This window comes from Papillibacter cinnamivorans DSM 12816, assembly GCF_900176335.1.
GTDB classification, from domain to species: domain Bacteria; phylum Bacillota; class Clostridia; order Oscillospirales; family Oscillospiraceae; genus Papillibacter; species Papillibacter cinnamivorans.
Genome location: NZ_FWXW01000009.1, coordinates 3437 through 22600, shown reverse-complemented (window position 1 = coordinate 22600; position 19164 = coordinate 3437). Strand labels below are relative to the sequence as shown.

The 19164-nt window shown below is 56.8% G+C and carries 15 protein-coding genes; 11 read left to right on the top strand and 4 right to left on the bottom strand.

Annotated features, from left to right (window positions below; translation table 11 throughout):
* Positions 1-200 precede the first annotated feature (200 nt).
* Both B9A13_RS11865 and B9A13_RS11860 read left to right on the top strand, forming a co-directional pair.
* Positions 201-2162, top strand: a complete 1962-nt coding sequence (locus tag B9A13_RS11865; RefSeq protein ID WP_084235381.1) for a sigma-54-dependent Fis family transcriptional regulator — start codon at positions 201-203, stop codon at positions 2160-2162.
* Positions 2163-2423: 261 nt separating this feature from the next.
* Complete coding sequence (locus B9A13_RS11860) at positions 2424-3386, top strand: 3-hydroxyacyl-CoA dehydrogenase family protein (protein ID WP_084235380.1); 963 nt, start codon at positions 2424-2426, stop codon at positions 3384-3386.
* A gap of 222 nt (positions 3387-3608) precedes the next feature.
* Here the strand turns inward: B9A13_RS11860 and mtaB are convergent, their stop codons facing one another.
* Positions 3609-4895 (bottom strand): tRNA (N(6)-L-threonylcarbamoyladenosine(37)-C(2))-methylthiotransferase MtaB, encoded by a 1287-nt coding sequence (mtaB, locus tag B9A13_RS11855; protein WP_084235379.1) that lies wholly within the window; start codon positions 4893-4895, stop codon positions 3609-3611.
* A 165-nt stretch (positions 4896-5060) separates the two neighbouring features.
* Between mtaB and B9A13_RS11850 the strand changes: the two genes are divergently transcribed.
* The 7 genes from B9A13_RS11850 to B9A13_RS11820 all read left to right on the top strand — a co-directional run bounded on the left by B9A13_RS11850 (position 5061) and on the right by B9A13_RS11820 (position 11492).
* Positions 5061-5318, top strand: coding sequence for an HPr family phosphocarrier protein (locus B9A13_RS11850; protein ID WP_084235378.1), 258 nt, complete (start codon positions 5061-5063; stop codon positions 5316-5318).
* Between the two features lie 101 nt (positions 5319-5419).
* Entirely contained in the window at positions 5420-6550 is a 1131-nt protein-coding gene (locus B9A13_RS11845) for a cysteine desulfurase family protein (RefSeq protein ID WP_143806999.1), read from the top strand.
* A gap of 21 nt (positions 6551-6571) precedes the next feature.
* Positions 6572-7420, top strand: coding sequence for an MBL fold metallo-hydrolase (locus tag B9A13_RS11840; RefSeq protein WP_084235377.1), 849 nt, complete (start codon positions 6572-6574; stop codon positions 7418-7420).
* A gap of 235 nt (positions 7421-7655) precedes the next feature.
* Complete coding sequence (locus tag B9A13_RS11835; protein ID WP_084235376.1) at positions 7656-8489, top strand: SDR family NAD(P)-dependent oxidoreductase; 834 nt, start codon at positions 7656-7658, stop codon at positions 8487-8489.
* A 55-nt stretch (positions 8490-8544) separates the two neighbouring features.
* Positions 8545-9561 carry a beta-keto acid cleavage family enzyme gene (locus tag B9A13_RS11830; RefSeq protein WP_084235375.1) on the top strand — a complete coding sequence of 339 codons (1017 nt, stop codon included), beginning with the start codon at positions 8545-8547 and terminating at the stop codon, positions 9559-9561.
* Positions 9562-9683: 122 nt separating this feature from the next.
* Positions 9684-10724: a DUF7973 family transport facilitator gene (locus tag B9A13_RS11825; RefSeq protein ID WP_084235374.1), complete on the top strand. Its 1041-nt coding sequence runs from the start codon at positions 9684-9686 to the stop codon at positions 10722-10724.
* A gap of 198 nt (positions 10725-10922) precedes the next feature.
* A complete protein-coding gene (locus tag B9A13_RS11820; protein ID WP_084235373.1) occupies positions 10923-11492 on the top strand; it encodes a helix-turn-helix domain-containing protein in 570 nt (189 codons plus the stop codon).
* A 145-nt stretch (positions 11493-11637) separates the two neighbouring features.
* On the opposite strand, the gene typA is transcribed toward B9A13_RS11820, so the two are convergent.
* Positions 11638-13461 carry a translational GTPase TypA gene (typA, locus tag B9A13_RS11815; RefSeq protein ID WP_084235372.1) on the bottom strand — a complete coding sequence of 608 codons (1824 nt, stop codon included), beginning with the start codon at positions 13459-13461 and terminating at the stop codon, positions 11638-11640.
* Between the two features lie 216 nt (positions 13462-13677).
* Here typA and B9A13_RS11810 point away from each other — a divergent pair, with 216 nt between their 5' ends.
* Positions 13678-14883, top strand: a complete 1206-nt coding sequence (locus tag B9A13_RS11810) for an MFS transporter (protein ID WP_084235371.1) — start codon at positions 13678-13680, stop codon at positions 14881-14883.
* A 42-nt stretch (positions 14884-14925) separates the two neighbouring features.
* Positions 14926-16521: an ABC-F family ATP-binding cassette domain-containing protein gene (locus B9A13_RS11805; RefSeq protein ID WP_084235370.1), complete on the top strand. Its 1596-nt coding sequence runs from the start codon at positions 14926-14928 to the stop codon at positions 16519-16521.
* A 332-nt stretch (positions 16522-16853) separates the two neighbouring features.
* Here the strand turns inward: B9A13_RS11805 and B9A13_RS11800 are convergent, their stop codons facing one another.
* Both B9A13_RS11800 and B9A13_RS11795 read right to left on the bottom strand, forming a co-directional pair.
* On the bottom strand, positions 16854-17282 hold the full coding sequence (locus B9A13_RS11800; RefSeq protein ID WP_143806996.1) for a DMT family transporter: 429 nt from the start codon (positions 17280-17282) through the stop codon (positions 16854-16856).
* Positions 17283-17361: 79 nt separating this feature from the next.
* Complete coding sequence (locus tag B9A13_RS11795) at positions 17362-18882, bottom strand: glycosyltransferase family 39 protein (protein ID WP_084235368.1); 1521 nt, start codon at positions 18880-18882, stop codon at positions 17362-17364.
* Positions 18883-19164: the final 282 nt, after the last annotated feature.

Sequence of the window (19164 nt, the reverse complement as noted above, 5' to 3'; positions counted from 1 at the left end):
CTTCGTTTTTTTCTGCGATTCGGATGGCCCTTTTTCAGTTCTTGTTTACTGTTTGTCAACCGCGTGTTACCATAGTGTCAACCACCCCTGACAAACCGCCCCGATTTGCCGCGCAGATCCGGGAATTTATCCGGTTGATTGGGTTACACTTTGTATTTTTCAGCCAAATCTTATGACGGGGGGCGATCCCAACGGCCATCATGGAACAGAGCGCTATGTCCTGGAGCGACGTTAAAAGAGTATGGAAGGAGCTCCATAAAAACCCGGAGGCGCGCAAACAGCTCCGCCCCGAAATCTACGATTCCTGGGAGCGATGTTATTCCTACCAGGTGCCCCAGTTTCTGCGGAACCTTACCAGCATCTGTTCTCCGGAGGAATTCAAAAAAGCGTGTGAAGATTCGAAATACCTGATGGAAAACGCCATTCCGGTGATGAACCGCCTGTCGGAATTCGTTAAGGGAACGGGATTCGTCGTGGGCTTAAACGACGCCAACTGCGTGGCCCTTAGCGTAATCGGAGACAAGGAGGCGACGGAATGGTCCCAGAGGACCAACGTGGTGGCAGGCCTCATATCCACGGAGGACAAGGTGGGTACCAACGGGCTGCCGCTGTCGGTTTCTCTGGCAAAGCCCATATCGGTGTGTTCCTACGAGCATTTCTGCCTGTCGGCCGTCACCACCACATCCTCCTTCGCCCCTATTATCAACAACGGCCGCGTGGTGGGCAGCATCGGCCTTATCGCCCCCTACGAGAGGATCGACAGGCACACTCTGGGCATGGTGGTCATGGCGGCGGATCACATCCAGTCCACCATGATTCTTAACCGGGTTTCCAACTACCATCAGGTAATAACGGATTCCATCACGGACGGCGTGATGGTGGTGGACTTAAGCGGCAGCATCACCTATCTGAACAAGTCCTGTCAGAAGATGCTGGGCCTGGAAAACTGCCGGATTTCCAACCTTTCCGTGCAGAGCGTTTTCGGGAAAAACATCCGGAACGAGTACTTCATCAACATGGTGACACGGGGACAGGAGACCACAGACAACCTGATGCACCTGTACCTGGGCAAGAGGCAGATCAGCTGCCATATCACCTGCACCCCTCTGTACAGCTCGAATCCGGCGGACGCCGGGTCCGTGGTGATCATCCGGGAAAGCGAGCAGATGAACCGGATCGTGGGAAAGTGGATCGGCGGCAGCGCAAAGATGACCTTCGACAACATCATCGGGGAAAATACGAGGTTCAGGGAGATCATCAATATCGCCCAGTCCGCCTCCCAGTCGGATTCCAACGTCCTGCTGCTGGGGGAAAGCGGTACGGGAAAGGATATCATCGCCCAAGCCATGCACAACAACAGCCCCAGGAGAAACAACCCGTATCTGGCCATCAACTGCGCGGCACTCCCCAGGGAACTCATTGCCAGCGAGCTGTTCGGATACGAGGAGGGGGCGTTTACCGGAGCCCGAAAGGGAGGCAATATCGGGAAATTCGAGTTGGCCAACCAGGGGACGCTGTTTCTGGACGAAATCGGAGACATGCCCATCGATCTGCAGGCGTCTTTGCTGAGGGTGCTGGAGGAAAAGAGCATCATCCGCCTGGGGGGCAACAAGCTGATCCCGGTGAATATCCGGATCATCGCCGCCACCAATAAAAACCTGGAAAACGAGATCGCCTGCAACCGGTTTAGAAGAGACCTCTATTACCGGCTGGGCGTCATCCGGATCGTCATTCCCCCGCTGCGGGAGCGGGCGGACGACATCCCGCTGCTGATCCGGCATTTTTTAAAGGTCATCTGCAAGCGATACGGGAAATCTCCCAAAACCATGTCCGCCAATGCGGTGGAGCGCCTGACGGACTATCCGTGGCCGGGGAATATACGGGAGCTTCAAAACGTGCTGGAGGGCGGGATCCAGCTGGCTGCGGGAGAGCGGATCGACTACAGTCTCATCGCACACTATCTGGAACCGGACCGGCAGTCCCCGCAGGTCCAGCCGCAGCCTCCCTCCGGCGCCGACATCGATTTTACCGACGAGCGGATGCTTCTGGAATATACGCTGAAGAAGCATTTTTACAATAAAACCAATACCGCAAGGGCACTGGGCATTTCCCGGCAGAGCCTGTACAAACGGATGAAAAAATACAACATGAAAACGGACTGACAGACGGAGAGATTCGGTTTTTCGGTCCGTTTGCCGGAGCGAACATATTTCCCCTTTCTTTAACAACATAAGCAAACGGAAACGCCCGGGGGCACCGAAAAGGTGCCCCCGGGCGTATGGTTGCCGTTATATTTTTGGCATGTATATTGCTTAAATAATAAAAATGCAAAGGCTTAGAAGGAGGCAAGGCAATCGCCGTTTGGAGAGGCATTCCCAACAGACGAGGGTCAGGGCTCCAATCTAAAACAGGGAGGAAGAAAAATGAGCATATCCGGCATCAAGAAAGTCGCCTGCATAGGTGCGGGAACCATCGGTTCCAGCTGGGCCACCAATTCCTGCATGAAGGGATACCCCGTGGTTCTGTACGACATCAGCGAGCCCATGCTGGAAAAAGCGAAGAAAAACATCAAGGACAACCTGGATTTTCTCTCCGAGTGCGGCGTCTTCAACAAGGAGGAGGTCCAGGCGGCACTGGACCGGGTCACCTTGACGACCGACATGAAAGCGCTGGGCGACGTCCAGTTCATTCAGGAGAACGGACCGGAAAATTATGAAATCAAGCAGGGCATACTGGCACAAGTCGACAAGGTCGCTCCCCGGGATGCGATTTACGCCAGCAGCACCTCGGGCCTGCTCATTTCGGAAATCTCCAAATATTCCGAATACGCCGACAGGTGCGTGGGGGCGCACCCCTACAATCCGCCCCATCTGATTCCCCTGGTGGAGCTGGCCAAAGGCGAAAAGACCAAAGACGAGGTGCTGGAGACCGCGTGCGAACTCTACAAGGCCATCGGCAAGGAACCCGTCATTCTGAAGAAGGAGATCCTGGGCTTCATCGCCAACCGCCTGCAGGCGGCGCTGTACCGGGAGGTCATCGAGATCGTAAACCGGGGCGTGTGCACCGTTGAGGACGTGGACAAAGCCTGCCTGTTCGGGCCGGGCCTCCGTTACGGCATCCTGGGCCCCAACCTGATCTGGCATCTGGGAGGGGGCGAAGGCGGGCTCAAGCATCTGCTGGACTTCATCCGCCCGACCATTGGCCTCTGGTACAACGACATGTCCGATGCCAAGGACCTTCCGGACGGCTGGAGCGATAAGGCCATGGCAGGCGTACTGGAAGAAATGAAAAACCGGGATAAGGAATTCGGCAACACCAGCGCCGAGGTCGCCAGATTCAGGGACCAGACCCTGGTGGAACTCCTGAGGATTCACAAGAAGCTGTAATATACCTTCTGAAATAATACGGATATGCGATGAACACAATGATAAAATCGGCCTGGCTTCCGCCCCGGGTTGTTATCCTCTTTGGCGGGTATAGAACCCGCCGGCGTCGTCTGCCTTGCGGGACGAAAAACAGCCTCGATTTTTATTTTCATCGTTTCTATCGCAAATTAGTATCAGACACGTGGGGAAGATCTGAAACACAGGTCTTCCCCACGTAATTCATTATAACAGCCTTCCCCGGAGGATGCCGTTTTCCGCGGATTCCATCCGGACGGGCAAAACCCGGTTGTGCAGGCCCGAAGACAGGACCTCCACCTCGGCATAATTGGGGGCATGGCCCCGGGAGACGCCCCCAGCCTCCGACTCGAACAGGACGGGATAAACCCGGCCCAGACAACGCGAGAGATATCCGTCCCGGAGGGTTTCCGCCAGAGCCTGAGCGCGGCGGGCACGCTCCTCCTTGACGGCCCTCGGCACCTGGTTCTCCATTTCGGCGGCGGGGGTGCCGGATCTTGGGGAATAGGGGAAGATATGCATGGCGGAAAAGGCGCATTTTCGGATAAAGGCCAGGGTTTCTTCAAATTCGCTCTCGGTTTCCCCGGGAAAGCCCACGATCAGGTCCGTGGTTACCGCAGGATCGTCGAAATGAGCGCGCAGAAGCTCCACGGAGCGGGAAAACCGGGCCGTGTCATACTTTCGGTTCATCCGCCGGAGGGTATCGTCGCAGCCGCTCTGGAGGGAAAGGTGAAACTGGGGGCAGAGGTTGGGAAGGGGAGCGAGCCTGGCGCAGAACTCCTCCGTGAGGGTTCTGGGCTCCAGCGAGCCCAGGCGGACGCGCACGTCCCCCGCCTCCCGGCAGACCGCACCGGTGAGATCGGCAAGCCCCGTGCCGTCGTGAAAATCGGCGCCGTAGGAGGAGATTTCGATCCCGGTGATCACCAGCTCCCGGTAACCCTCTTCCCGGAGCCTCCGGGTCTCCCGGAGCGCCTCGTCCATGGGCAGAGAGCGGACCGGTCCCCGGGCGTGGGGTATGATACAGTAGGAGCAAAAATTGACGCAGCCGTCCTCCACCTTGAGCATCGCCCGGGTCCGGCCGGAAAGCCCGCCGGCGGGCAGAGCTTCAAAGGGCCCGCGGCGCATGACGTCGGGGACATGCACCAAGGGGAGCCGGGAGGCGAAGCCTTCCTCCAGGAGCTTTATAAAAGCGCACCTGTCTCCGGTTCCCGTAACGAGATCTGCGTCCAGAAGCCGGACGGCGCCGGGGCTTATTTGGGAATAGCAGCCGCAGACGGCCACGAAAGCGTCAGGGTTTTGGCGCTTTGCCCGGCGGATGGCCTGACGGGATTTTTTGTCGCTCGAGGCGGTGACGGTACAGGTGTTGACGATATAGGCGTCCGCCGGAGCGTCGAAGGGGACGAGCTCATGGCCCCGGGAAACAAGCTCGCTTTCCAGGGCCTGAGTTTCAAATTGGTTTACCTTGCACCCGAGAGTGTAGATTCCGACTTTCATTGGTTCCTCTTTCACGCCGCCGGACCGAGGGGATTTTTCTGTAAAATGGAAAGCAATTGCATTTCATGGCGCAGTTGCTTTATAATGAGGGCATAACGGGACGGCGCGTAACCATTATACACAATCGTTCCCGGCCTGTACAGAAATGAAACGGGAGGCATGCATATGCGTTCTTTCGACATCGTCCTGGGCTCGATCCATGACGTCAAGCTCTTTGTCAACGCCACCACCCGGCAAGACTGCGACATCGACGTGGTGTCCGGCCGGTATGTGGTGGACGCCAAGTCCATCATGGGCATTTTCAGCATCGATCTCTCTAAGCCCATTCATGTAGAGGTGCACGGCACGGAAGAGCAGGCCGCTCGGTTTTACGAGACGGTTAAGCAGTTTGCCCTCCCGGAGCAGAAGCAGGCAGCGGAGTAATCTTACTTTACCGGGGAAGGATGCCCCATTACCCCCGGCAGCAGGGTGCAGCCGGAGGTAACCAGCAGCGCGCAGAACAAGAAAAGGAGATCCCTGAAAGTATGATTTTCTATCTGGACAACGCGGCCACCACCCGGACGTATCCCGTTGCGGCGGAGAGCATGGCAAAGGTCATGACAGAGGATTACGGAAACCCATCCTCGCTGCACCCCATGGGACTGCGGGCCGCTGCACTTGTCGGGAAAAGCAGATCGATTGTGGCCGAGGCACTGGGGTGCCTGCCGGAGGAACTGATCTTCACTTCGGGAGGCACCGAGAGCGACAACTGGGCGCTGTTCGGAACGGCCCAGGGGCGCCGCCGGGGGCATATCATCACCACCGCCGTGGAGCACTCGGCGGTATTGAATACCGCCAAGGAGTTGGAAGGACGGGGCTTCGAGGTCACCTACCTGCCGCCGGACGACGACGGGGGCGTTTCCGCCGGGGCGGTGGAGCAGGCGCTGCGGGAGGACACCTTTCTGGTATCTGCCATGATGGTGAACAACGAGACCGGGGCCGTGACGAAGATCCCGGAAATAGCAGAAGTCCTGCGCCGGAAAGGAAGCGGCGCGCTGCTGCACACCGACGCGGTGCAGGGGTTTTTAAAGGTGCCCTTTTCGGCGAAGGACCTGGGAGCGGACCTGATCTCCGTCAGCGCCCATAAGATCGGCGGACCCAAGGGGATCGGGGCGCTCTATATCCGGGAAGGCGTCCGGCTGCGTCCGCTTATTTTCGGCGGCGGGCAGGAGGGCGGTCTTCGTCCGGGAACGGAGGCAACGGCCCAGATCGCGGGTTTCGCCGCAGCCTGCCGTTACGGCAAGGAGCATCTGGAGGAGCACATCCGAGTTATGGAGGCGTTGAAGGCGTACACCCTGGAAAGGCTGGCATCGGAGGTCCCCGAGGCGAAGAGGATCGGCCGGGGAGGGGCGCCTCATATCCTGAGCATTTCTCTGCCGGGATATCCCAGCGAAACACTGGTGAGATTTCTGGGGGAAGAGGGCGTCTGCGTTTCGGCGGGTTCGGCCTGTCACAAAGGAAAGCCCAGCCACGTAATCGCGGCCATGAAACTGCCGCCGAAGACGGCAAAAGGCGCCATACGGGTGAGCTTCTGCCCGGAAAACACGCGGGAGGATATCGACGCATTCTGCCGTGCGCTGAAGAAGGCGAAGGAGACCCTGCTGCCGGCCAGATAACCACGAAAGGGGAAGATTTTATTGAAGATATCCGCGCTGGTGGAAAACTGCGCTCCGGGAAACCTGGAATCGGAGCACGGGCTGTCGCTGTACATCGAATACCGGGGGCGCCGGTATCTTCTGGACACCGGGGCCCACGGCGCCTTTCTTCGGAACGCCCTCAAGCTGGGGGTCCCCCTGGAGGATGTGGACACGGCGATCATTTCCCACGATCATTACGACCACATCGGCGGGATGGACGACTTCTTTTCCGTAAACCACAAGGCGAAGGTCTATATCCGCAAGGAGGCGCAGAACGGACAGTATTACGCCGAGGACGGCGACTCGGCGCGGTATATCGGCCAGCGGAAGGGGATTTTCGAGGAGTTTCCGGACCGGTTCCGTTTTGTGGAGGGCAAAGTATCGCTGGACCCGGGGGTCTGGCTGGTCCCCGACGGGGAGGAGGATCCGCGGTACGCGGGCCACAGCAGGAACCTGCTGGAGGAGCTGGACGGGAAGCTTGTGCCGGACCGGTATCTCCACGAGCAGAGTCTCGTGATGGAAAACGGAGACTCGCTGGTTCTGTTCAACAGCTGCAGCCACAGGGGCATCGCCAACATCACGACTAACGCGCTCCGTGAGTTTCCCGGGAAACGGATCACTCACGTGTTCGGGGGGTTTCATATGATGAGGACCGATCAGGCAAACGGGACGCATCTTATGAACTGCACGCCGGAATATGTGAAGGCTGTGTGCGGCCGGCTCATCGAGCTGGGCGTTAATCAGGTCTATACCGGGCACTGCACGGGACTGGCCGCCTTTGAAGAGCTGAAGAAGAACCTGGGGGACCGGCTCCACTATTTCCAGACCGGGGACACAGCGGAGATCTGAGAATAAGCGCGATTATAACGGAGCGCGGCCGGCAACAGGAAAGCGCACCGTTTAACGTATTCCATAGTATTTATTCTGTTTGACCAATCCGAGGCGGCATACGACTACAACCGTATGCCGCCTCGGATTTTAAATATATTTTCAAAAAGGTATTGACAATGATTTAATGATTACTTATAATTTAAGCACAACAGATAAATAAAGAATACCAGAAATAATAAAGGAGGATTAACAAATGGGAAAACTGGATGGAAAGATCGCGGTAGTCACCGGGGCGGGATCCGGATTCGGGCGCGCAATCTCTCTCAAATTTGCGCAGGAAGGCGCGAGGGTTGTATGTCTGGATATTCAGCACGAGGCTTTGACAGGCGGGTATGACGATACTCCGGAGGTTTATACCGATCAGCTCATCCGCGACAGGGGCGGGGAAGCTATTTTTGTCAAGTGCGACATTTCAAAGGAAACAGACGTCATCGCCGCTTTCGGAAAAGCGGTGGATCACTTTGGAACCATCGATATCCTGGTGAACAACGCCGGAATTTTCCGGGGCGGCGCGTTCTACAAGATTCCGATGTCCGACGTGGACGCCGTCATTGCCGTGAATCTGAGAGGAACCTGGATGTGCTGTAAAGAGGCTCTCAAGACTTTTGTGCCGAAGAAAAGCGGGAAAATCGTCAACATGGTTTCCACAGCGGGCCTGAGAGGAACGCCCGGGCAAACCCCGTACAATGCCACTAAGGGCGCCCTGGCGGACCTCACCTGGTGTCTGGCCATCGAGTACGGCGGAGTCGGTGTGACCGTTAACGGAATCTGCCCCACCTATTCCAAAACCTCCCTGACAACGTACAGCTACGGCAATCCGGAATTCCGGCAGAGGGTTACCGACATGATCTCGCTCCACAGGTGGGGGGAGACGAAGGACGTGGCGAATGCGGCTTTGTTTCTCGCCTCCCCGGACGCAGACTTTATCACCGGCGCGCTGCTCCCGGTGGACGGCGGCGAGACCCTGGCGGCCACGATGGTTAAGGACTACGCGCTTTTAATGCCGGAACTGGAAGAGCTCATCTGAACCGGAAGCATACATAGCGTGACACCGATCAACAGAATGAATGGAGGGTTATTCAATGGCGACCGACAAAGTAAATTGGGCATATATTGAAGAACTGAAGAAACAGGAAGAGTTCAAGTGTATCTGGATGCCTTACGGGCTGCCGGAAATCACCGATCCCGTAGGCACCAAGTACGGCATCGGAATCGACGTCCAGCCGGCCTGGAACATCCCCCGCAAAATCGCCGTTTCCACAACCATCACGGGCTCCTTCTACAGCAAGCGGACCAATCCCAACCATCCCATTACGCCGGAAGAAATCTACCAGTCCGCGCGGGAGGCCTGCCTTGCCGGCGCACCCATCGTCCACATTCACGTGCGGGACAAGGACGGATACAACACGCTGGATCCGGAGCTGTTTCACAGGGTGATCGACCCCCTGAGAAAGGAATTTCCCCAGACGGTTTTCGACGGCTGCATGGTTCCCATGCAGAACGGCGAGTGGGATAAAATGATCGACTGCCTCAAGTCGGGGCTTCTGGACGTTACCCCCATCAACACGGTCGCTACATACTGCGGCGACTCCCTGTTCTGCAAGCCGCCCCACGTCATGATCGAAAAGACGAGACTCTGCCAGGAATTCGGCGTCAAGCCCCAGATCGCAGTCTACTGCGACGGCGACATCGACAACGCCAATCGGTATCTCATCAAGACCGGGCTTCTGCAGAAGCCGTATCACTTCATCATCCTGGCCAATCTTCCCGGCGGCAGCCCCATGCCGAACCAGAAGGCGATGGTGGAAAGCCTGATGCATATGAACAACCGTATCATGGAAATCGACGACCAGGCGGTGACCATGGTCTGCGCCGCCGGCCGGGCCTCCAGCTATCTTGCCACTTTCGCGGCCCTTCTGGGACTGCATATCCGCGTGGGCATGGAAGACACCGTGTGGAAATGGCCCCACAGGAACGAGAAGATCGCAAACAACGCCGAGCACTTCAAAAGCTTCCAGCAGCTGCTGGGATATCTTGGCCGCGACGTGGCGACCCCCAACGAATACCGCAAGATGATCGGGCTGCCGGAAAAGAAATAGAACTGTTGCGGCGAAAAGAGCGGTTCTGATCTGCCCGTCCAGCACGGGAAAGATGCGCGGCCGGTTGTTTCAGCTGACCGCGCATCCATCTTTATCAACAAAAATAAGAAGGAGGTACCGGCATGAATCTGACAGCTTTGCTGGCCGCGTTCTGCGGAGGAGCATTCGGCGCGGCGTTCGGCGGCCTGACGGCGTTTATCTTCGTCGGGATCGTCGGAATCGGCGGAGTGGCCGCCGGAATGTGCGGAGCAACGTTCAACTGGCTCGGCGTTATCCCGTTCGGATCCTTCTACGGGCCGCATATCATGTTTGCCGGAGGCGTTGGCGCGGCGGCATTCGCAAGAAAAATGGGATATCTTGAGGCGGGAAAAGACATCTTCACCGCCCTCGTGAGCCTGAAAAAACCGGTGGTGCTGGTGATCGGCGGACTCGTTGGGATGCTGGGCTATGTTCTCAACTACGGGTTTGCCGCCGTATTTCCCGGCAAAGTTGATACCGTGGCGCTTACGGTTTTCGCCTCTGCCATTATCGCCAAAGTAATTTTCGGAGACCGCGGACTCAAAGAAGTGTTCGGGGAAACGCCCGCTGATATCAAAAAGATTGGCGGCAGGCTGAGCGTCTATTCTACGGGCATGTGGCTTCCCTACGTCAACACCGCGGCGGAAAAGACCATGATCGGCCTCGCCGCCGGCGGCGGGTCCGCCTGCCTTACCTACTGGATGATGCAGGATGCGGCGGCGGCGCCGTACGCCATTTACATTCCTTTTTTCCTTTCCGTCATCACGCTGATCTGGGTGCAGATCGGAGTCAAAATCCCCGTGACGCACCATATCAGCCTCTGCGCATCCTACGGCCTGCTGATCAGCGGGGGCAATCTGATCTGGGGACTTGCCGGAGGTATGATTGCCGCATTCATGGGCGATCTGGTGGCAAAGCTCTTCTTCGTGTACGGAGACTGCTGGGTGGACCCGCCCGCCACCGGGATCGCATTCACATCCGTCGTCCTCTTTACGGTTCTGCCCCTTACGGGAGTTTTCGGCCTGACCGGAGCCTACTCCTACATCATTCCCTCCGCGATTCTTGCGGCGGCCGTTCTTTACGGCATGGTACAAAGCGCGGAAATGAAATCCAAAAAGCATGCGGAATACGTGAAAGTACCCTGAGACCACCATACTATATAATGTCCCCTATGCCGGCAGGCTCTGGTTATTGCCAGAGCCTGCCGGCGTTTTCTATCACCGCGCCGGAAAAATCAATTTCATTTTTGTTCTAAATTTTAAGTATACAAATGGTTCTGCTTCCTGTATAATGATTAATATTAAGCATCTATAGAATACTAAGCGTCAATTAGGAGAATCGGAATGAATGAAAACATCTGGGCCCTGGGAAGCAAACTGAAAAAAATCCGGAAAGACGAAGGAGCCACGCTGGAGGCGGTTGCGGAACAGATGGGATGTTCCTCGGCTTTTCTCAGCATGCTGGAAAACGGCCGGAGCGGCATCAGCTATTCCAACCTGCAAAAGCTCCTGAAGATCTATCACAGGACAATGGCGGATCTTGTGGACAAGCCGGATCATTCCGGCCGATTGGTCCATCTGGCCAGCGCTCCGGAACTGGGTTACAACTTCGAAGGGGTCGAGGCGCTCCTTCTGGCGCAGGACGTACAAAACAAGGTGATCATTCCCGCGTATTTCCGTGTGCAGCCCAAGTGCTCCATCGGCCCCATGCAGCATGTGGGAGAAGAATTCTGCTTTGTGATCGAGGGTTCCTTCGAGGTCACCTTGACCGACCCCGAAACAGGGAGGCAAGAGAAGTTCAACGTGGATTCGGGCGATACCCTTTACTATGAAAGCAGCCTCCTGCATACTTGGGTGAATACGGGCGACAAGGTGGGTATTTTCCTTGGGGCGGGTTCTCCCCCGTCTTTTTGACGGATTACGGCATGCGCAGCGCCGCAAGGGCGAGGACATTTCTTCAAAGCAGATTCCTTTCCCTGAAACGTTTTCCGAAAGGTTTAAAAAGGCATGCCGCAATACGGTTCCAAACCGTATTGCGGCATGCTTCTATTGCTGTTATTCAGTTTCCGCTGCCTTTGAGGGCTTTCATGCGCTGGGCGTGGTCCAGAATCCGCTTGCGGATGCGGAGATTCTTCGGGGTGACCTCCAGAAGCTCGTCGTCGGCCAGAAATTCCAGGCACTGCTCCAGGCTTAAGTTCCGGAAGGGGACGAGACGCAGGGCATCGTCGCTGCCGGAAGCGCGCATATTGGTGAGCTGTTTTTTCTTGCAGACGTTCACCGAGATGTCCTCCGACTTGGGGGACACGCCCACCACCATACCGGCGTAGACGGGAGTGCCCGGCCCGATGAAGAGGGCGCCCCGCTCCTGGGCGTTATAAAGCCCGTAGGTGACGGCCTCGCCAGTCTCGAAGGCGACGAGGGAGCCCGTGGCGCGGCGGCTGATGTCCCCTTTATATGGGGCGTAGCCGCTGAAGACGGCGCTCATGATCCCCTCGCCCCGGGTGTCGGTCAAAAATTCGTTGCGGTATCCGAAAAGCCCGCGGGAAGGAACGAGAAACTCCAGGCGCATCCGGTTTCCCACCGGGGTCATCTGGACCAGCTCGCCCTTGCGGCTTCCCATTTTCTCGATGACAGGGCCCACGGAGTCCTCCGGAATATCCGCCACCAGAAGCTCGACGGGCTCGTTGAGAACGCCGTCCACCATGCGGTTCAAGACCCTGGGAGGAGAGACCTGGAACTCGTAGCCCTCCCGGCGCATGGTCTCAATGAGGATGGAAAGGTGCATCTCGCCGCGGCCGGAAACCTTGAAGGCCTCCGTCGTTTCGGTTTCATTCACCCGGAGGGAGACGTCCTTGAGGGTTTCCCGGAAGAGCCGGTCTCTGAGGTTCCGGGAGGTGACGAATTTTCCTTCCCTTCCGGCAAAAGGACTGTCGTTAACGGAAAAAGTCATTTCCACCGTGGGCTCGGAAATCTTGACAAAGGGAAGGGGCGCGGGACTGGACACGTCGCATACGGTGTCCCCGATGGCGATGTCCGCGATGCCGGACAGGGCTATGATGTTGCCCGCGTCGGCCTCGGTCACCGGAACGCGGTTCAAACCCTCGAACTGAAAGAGGGAGACCGCCTTGGCCTTCCGGTTGGGCTTTTCCCCGTGATAATCGCAGACCAGAATGTCCTGATTCTGGCGGATGGTTCCCTGCTCGATGCGGCCGATGCCGATCCTGCCCACGTAGTCGTTATAGTCGATGGCGGATATCAGCATCTGGAGGGGGGCCGTGGGGTCGCCGGAGGGGGCGGGAATATAGTCCACAATGGTGTCCAGCAGGGGACGGAGGTCCGTGCCCGCTTCGTCAGGAGAGAAGGAGCAGATCCCCTGACGGGCCGAGCAGTAGAGAATGGGGGAATCCAGCTGCTCCTCGGTCGCGTCCAGGTCCATGAGAAGCTCCAGAACCTCGTCCATCACTTCCTTCACCCTGCGGTCCGGCCGGTCGATCTTATTGATGAGAATGATGACCCGATGCTTCAGCTCCAGGGCCTTCTGGAGCACGAAACGGGTCTGGGGCATGGGGCCTTCGGCGGCGTCCACCAGCAGGATGACGCCGTTGACCATTTTCAGGATCCGTTCCACCTCGCCGCCGAAATCCGCGTGGCCGGGAGTATCCACAATGTTGATTTTGACGCCGCTGTAGCGGATGGAGGTATTTTTCGCCAATATGGTGATGCCGCGTTCCCGCTCCAAGTCGTTGGAGTCCATAACGCGCTCGACGACGACCTGATTGTCGCGGTAAACGCCGCTCTGTTTGAACATTTCGTCCACCAGCGTGGTTTTTCCATGGTCCACGTGGGCGATAATGGCGACGTTGCGAAGCTGAGTGTTCTGCAAAACAGGGGCCTCCTTTTAGGCTTTCCGATGATAAAATTCCAAAATAGCATTATACTTCTTATTTTTTAATATTACAATTCTTTTTTTATACGAAAAGGGTAAAATTTATTGCCGATTCAAAGAAGGGGCAATTGATTTCCACCCAATTTTTCTGTATGATGGAAGAACCGGCGTGTTCCGGGCACTTTTACAGTTCTATAAAAAGGGAATGATAGCTTGAAGCAGTTTTTGGCGGGCAGAGCGGCGAGAGTGAAAACCTCTTTCCGGGAAGACCGGGACTTTTCCCTGTATGTACTGGCCGGCGTGTTCATCGGAGCCGCCACCGGCATATACACCACGGTTTTCAACAATTACCTCAGCGATATCTTCATGCTCACCGCCGAAGCCCGTGGGGTCGTGGAGTTTCCCCGGGAGCTTCCAGGGACTTTGGTGGTCCTCGTGCTGGGAGCGCTGGCGTTTCTGGGGGACGTGCGCATGGCCGCACTGGCCATGGTAGCTTCGGCGCTGGGACTTGTGGGCCTGGGTCTCTTTTCTCCCAGCTTCGGGGTCATGCTGGTATGGCTTATGATCTACAGCATGGGACTGCATATGTACCTGCCGCTCAACCCCACCATCGGCATGAGCCTTTCCCAGAAGGAATCCTACGGCGTGCGGCTGGGACTCTACAGCGCCTATGCGCTGATTGCCACCATTATCGGGTACGGAGTGGTTTGGGTCGGCTTCAGGCTTCTGGGCCTGACTTACAGCGGCGCCTTTGTCATCGCGGGAATCCTCTTCGCGTGCGCCTTTTTCGTTTTCCGCATGATGAAGCGGACGCCGCCGGCGGCCCGGAAGGTCAAGCTGGTGTTCCGGAAAAAGTATTCGCTGTACTATGCCCTGAGCCTGGTAAACGGGGCCAGGAAGCAGATCTTTCTCACCTTTGCTCCCTGGGTGCTGATCCAGGTCTACGGGCTGGACCCTCCGATCTTCGCCATCCTGGGCGTGATCATCGCTCTTGTGAGCATCGGGACGCGGACCATCGTGGGGAGAGCCATCGATGAGCGGGGAGAGCGGTTTGTACTGTCCGTGGAAGCGGTGATCCTCATTGTCATCTGCTTCGGATATACCTTTTCGGAAGATCTTCTTCCCCGCGCAATCGCCCTTGCCATCGTCAGCGCCTGCTATATCCTTGACAGCTCCATGAGCGTCGTGGAAATGGCACGGTCCACCTATGTGAAGAAAATCGCCATCTGCCCCGAGGACGTGACGCCCACCCTTTCCGCGGGGGTCAGCCTGGACCATGTGGTGGCTATGACCGTCCCCACTCTGGGGGGACTTCTCTGGGCGGCCACGGGAGCCCACGGGTACAAATACATATTTATGGCGGACGCCGTGTTTGCCACCCTGAACCTTCTATTATCCCGGAGGATGAAGATCGAGTAACGGAAAGAAATCCGCAAACAGTAAAATAAAGGAGATTTATCATTGATCACAGTCAGCGACGTCAGTTTACAATACGGCGGGACCGTCCTGTTCAGCCATGTGGACCTCCAGTTCGTCCGGGGAAACTGCTACGGCATCATCGGCGCCAACGGAGCGGGAAAATCCACCTTCCTGAAGATTCTCGCTGGAGAGCTTGATTCCACGGGAGGGACGGTGGACAGGCTGCCGGGCACCCGCATGTCGGTTTTAAAGCAGGACCAGTTCCAGTTCGACGCCTATCCGGTGATGGATACCGTCATCATGGGAAATCCCCGCCTTTACGAGATCGGAAAGGAAAAGGAGAGGCTTTACTCCAAAGAGGATTTTTCCGACGAAGACGGCATTCTGGTATCCGAGCTGGAGGCGGAATTTGCAAATCTCAACGGCTGGGAGGCCGAGTCGGACGCCTCCCGCATCCTCCAGGGACTGGGGATCCCCGTGGAGCTCCACGGCAAAACGATGGAGGAGCTGAGCGGACGGCAGAAGGTGAAGGTGCTCCTGGCCCAGGCGCTTTTCGGCAATCCCGACATCATCCTCCTGGACGAGCCCACCAACAACCTGGACATCACCTCCACCATCTGGCTGGAGAATTTTCTGCTGGATTTTCCGGGAACCGTAATCGTAGTTTCCCACGACCGGCATTTTCTCAACACCGTGTGCACCCATATCGTGGACATCGACTACGGCAAGGTGAAGCTCTATGTGGGCAACTACGATTTCTGGTATGAGTCCAGTAAGCTCATGCAGTCTCTTCTGCGGGACCAGAACAAGAAGAACGAGGAGAAGATACGCGATCTGCAGGAGTTCATCTCCCGCTTTTCCGCCAACAAATCCAAGTCCCGGCAGGCCACCTCCCGGCGGAAGCTTCTGGATAAGCTCACCGTGGAAGAGATGCCCGCCTCCTCCCGCCGGTATCCCTGGGTGGGGTTCAAGCCCGAGCGGGAGGTGGGGAAGGACATCCTCTTCGTGGAGGGTCTCACCAAGTCGGTGGACGGCGTCAGGGTCCTGGACAACGTTTCCTTCGCGGTACGGCACGACGACAAGATCGCCTTTGTGGGGGACGAGCAGATCCACACGCTGCTGTTCAGAATCCTCATGGGGGAGACGGAGCCGGACGCGGGTACGGTAAAATGGGGCGTATCCACCAGCCAGGCCTATTTTCCCAAGGACAATTCCGCTTTCTTCAACGACTGCGAGGACACCGTAATGGATTGGCTGCGTCAGTTTTCCGAAGACAAGCACGAGAGCTATTTAAGAGGCTTTCTCGGGCGGATGCTCTTTTCGGGCGAGGATGTTTACAAGAGCGTGAAGGTGCTGTCCGGGGGAGAAAAGGTCCGGTGTATGCTGGCGCGGATGATGCTCTCGGGAGCCAACGTGCTGCTCTTGGACCAGCCGACGAACCACCTGGACCTGGAGTCCATCGCCGCTCTCAACAACGGGCTGCAGGCAGTGAAGTGCAACGTGCTGTTCGCATCCCACGACCACGAGTTGGTACAAACCGTGGCAAACCGAATCTTCGACTTTGCCCCGGGAGCGTTCACCGACCGTACCACGACCTACGACGAATACCTGGAGAGCAAGGCAAATCAGGGACAATAAAAAACAAATACCGGTACAGACGCCGCTGGCGTTTGAACCGGTATCTGTTTCCGTCGAAAAACTCCGTTTTCCGACGGAAGCGGGAGAAGGATCGCGCCTTTGCGAAGGCGCGCAATGTATGTCTTGCGAGAAGTGAATTCCCGCAAGACATAGAGATTTCATCTTTTGCGGATTTCGGTCACGGAACGCAACACGAAATCCGCAAAAGTTTTTCGCCGGTGGCGAAAAGGACGAGGACTCTTTTGACAGACTGGAGTGCCGGTACAGACGCCGCTGGCGTTTGAACCGGTATTTTTCATCAGGAAAGGAATATACTTGAACCGGCGAAAAGGCTACTTCAGGCGGTAGAGGAAGGCGCCGGCCAGGATGAGGGCGATGCCGGCGAGCTTCGCGGGGCTGAAGGCGACCTTTGGCAGGCCGAAAAGCCCGAAGCTGTCCACGAGAAAGCCGACGACAATCTGGGCTGCAAAGGAGGCGATGAGAAAGAAGCCGATCCCCACCAAAGAGACGCTCCGGATGGCGGAAAAGACGATTATGACACCAAGAATCCCACCCGTGAGGTAGAGGGGATTCACTTCCCGGATATTCGATATGCTTCCGTCGCCCAGAAACCAGACAAGGATCAGCGCGACGGCGAGCCCTACGGCCATGACCACAGCGTTGGATTCCCAGACGCCGATCTTTTCGCTCAGACGGGAATTGAAGGTGCTCTGAAGCGCCACGCAGGTTCCGGCCATCACCGCAAATACGATTCCTTTCATAAAAAAGCTCCCCGCCGGCAGGCTTTTCCTCCCGGCTGCCGCTTTTCCGGCGAGCGGCGCGCCGAAATGATCAGAAAAATCAGCTTTGTGGAACGGCAACGACGTAATTGCCGAACTGAGTGGTCACACAGTTTTCAGGCAGTTTTTTTACTTCGCTCCGGTGGACGATATAAACCCCTTCCGCGTCCTCAGGAAACCGGCCGAAGGTGTATTTTCCGAAGGAGGAGACCTGCTGAAACGCGTCTCCGGGATTTTCGTATTTAACCGTCCGAATGAACTCCTCCGGGGGAACCTTTTCGTAAAACAGGACAAAAATGTAGGGCATTTCCGGGGCGTCCGTGATATAAACCCTCTTCGCGTCCACGGTTTCGGCATATTCCACAGCCTCGCCGAGACCCTGGTAAAACCATTGGGACATGGTCTTTTGATAGGAGGTGAAATACACCGATATAAAAAGGCAGAAGGAAACGAGGTATACGGCGACGGGCACCAGTCCGAAGCGGCGGAACTGTAGAACCAGGTCGTGGAGCCCGACGGCGCAGAAATAAATGAGGGGAATATAGATCATATTCATGCGGTTGATGTTCACGTCAATCAGAAAACCGCACAGGATACAGACGAGAAGGGCGAAAAGAAACAGAAACCCGGGGGCGGAGCGGCGAAAGGGGCCGCGGCGCAAGGAGACGAAGATACCCCAGAGGACAATGGGGAGGGAGAAGAAGTAAATCGTGCCGAAATCCGGGACCGAGTTGAAGACAAGGCCGTCTTCCTGAAAGACCATCAGCTTCAGGAAAGCGGTAAAATTGTCCATGGCCGCGGAAAGAGGCCGGCCGGCACTGAATATGGTGGTCACAACCGTCCTGGGCTGCGTGAGGCGGGGCAGGGTAAAGCCCAGGATCCTCACCGAATCCAGGGAAAACAGATTGATGACGTTGCAGGCCGCGATGGGAAAGGCGACGACGGCAAAGACGGCGGCGGAAAGCCAGAAGACTCCGGCGGGCAGCCTGCCCGCTCTCCGGAAAAAGGGCAGACAAAAAAGAAGAAAGAGCGGAACGAAGAAAAAAGCGGTTCCGTAAGAATACAAAGACAGGGCGAAGACAAAAGCCGCAAAAGGAAGAATCCTGGGCTCGTCCCAGCCTTTCACCAGAAGCCAGAGACCCAGAAGGAGAAAGAAGGGGAACAGATTGGACTCCAGCGCCCAACGGCTGATCAGGATGTGCCAGGGATTTATGGCCAGAAGGAAAAGGGCCGCGAGGCCGAGACCGGCTCCGCCCAGGCGTCTCGTCACGAGGTAAAACAGGGGAAGGGAGGCGCAGCCTGCGATCAGGGCCAGGAGCCTTACAGAAAAGACATTCAGGCCCAGAAGGGCGACGATGGGAATGGAGAGATAGGTATACAGCGCGTTCTGCCCGCTGCCCCACGCGGTAAGAAGCACAGGCCAGGGATTGCCGACCCGGTCCATTCCAGAAGTCAGCAGGGCGAAGGCCTCGTATCCCGCCGAAGCTTCGTCCTGGTTGAAGCCCACGGGTACGCTCCCGAAAAACAGGCAGCGCACCAGTACCCCGAGCAAAATGAGCCCGGCGGGGAGCAGGAAGTCCATATACCTCCGATGCGGTTGCAACGCGCGAACACTTCCTTTCCCCGGATAAAGCGAAAAAATTTACCGCGGACCGGCCGGCCGGCGGATTCCATCATAAACGGCTGCTGTTTTATGATAGAATCCGCACCGTGAGGTTATTATACTATAACCGCAGTTCATTCCGATGAAAAAAGACGAAACACGGCTAAAAGAGCAAAACCGCCCTCAGTTGCCCGGGGTTATTATACCACAAACGCGAAGCGTTTCGTGGTATATGGCATCGCTTGCGGTTCCGCCCAAAGG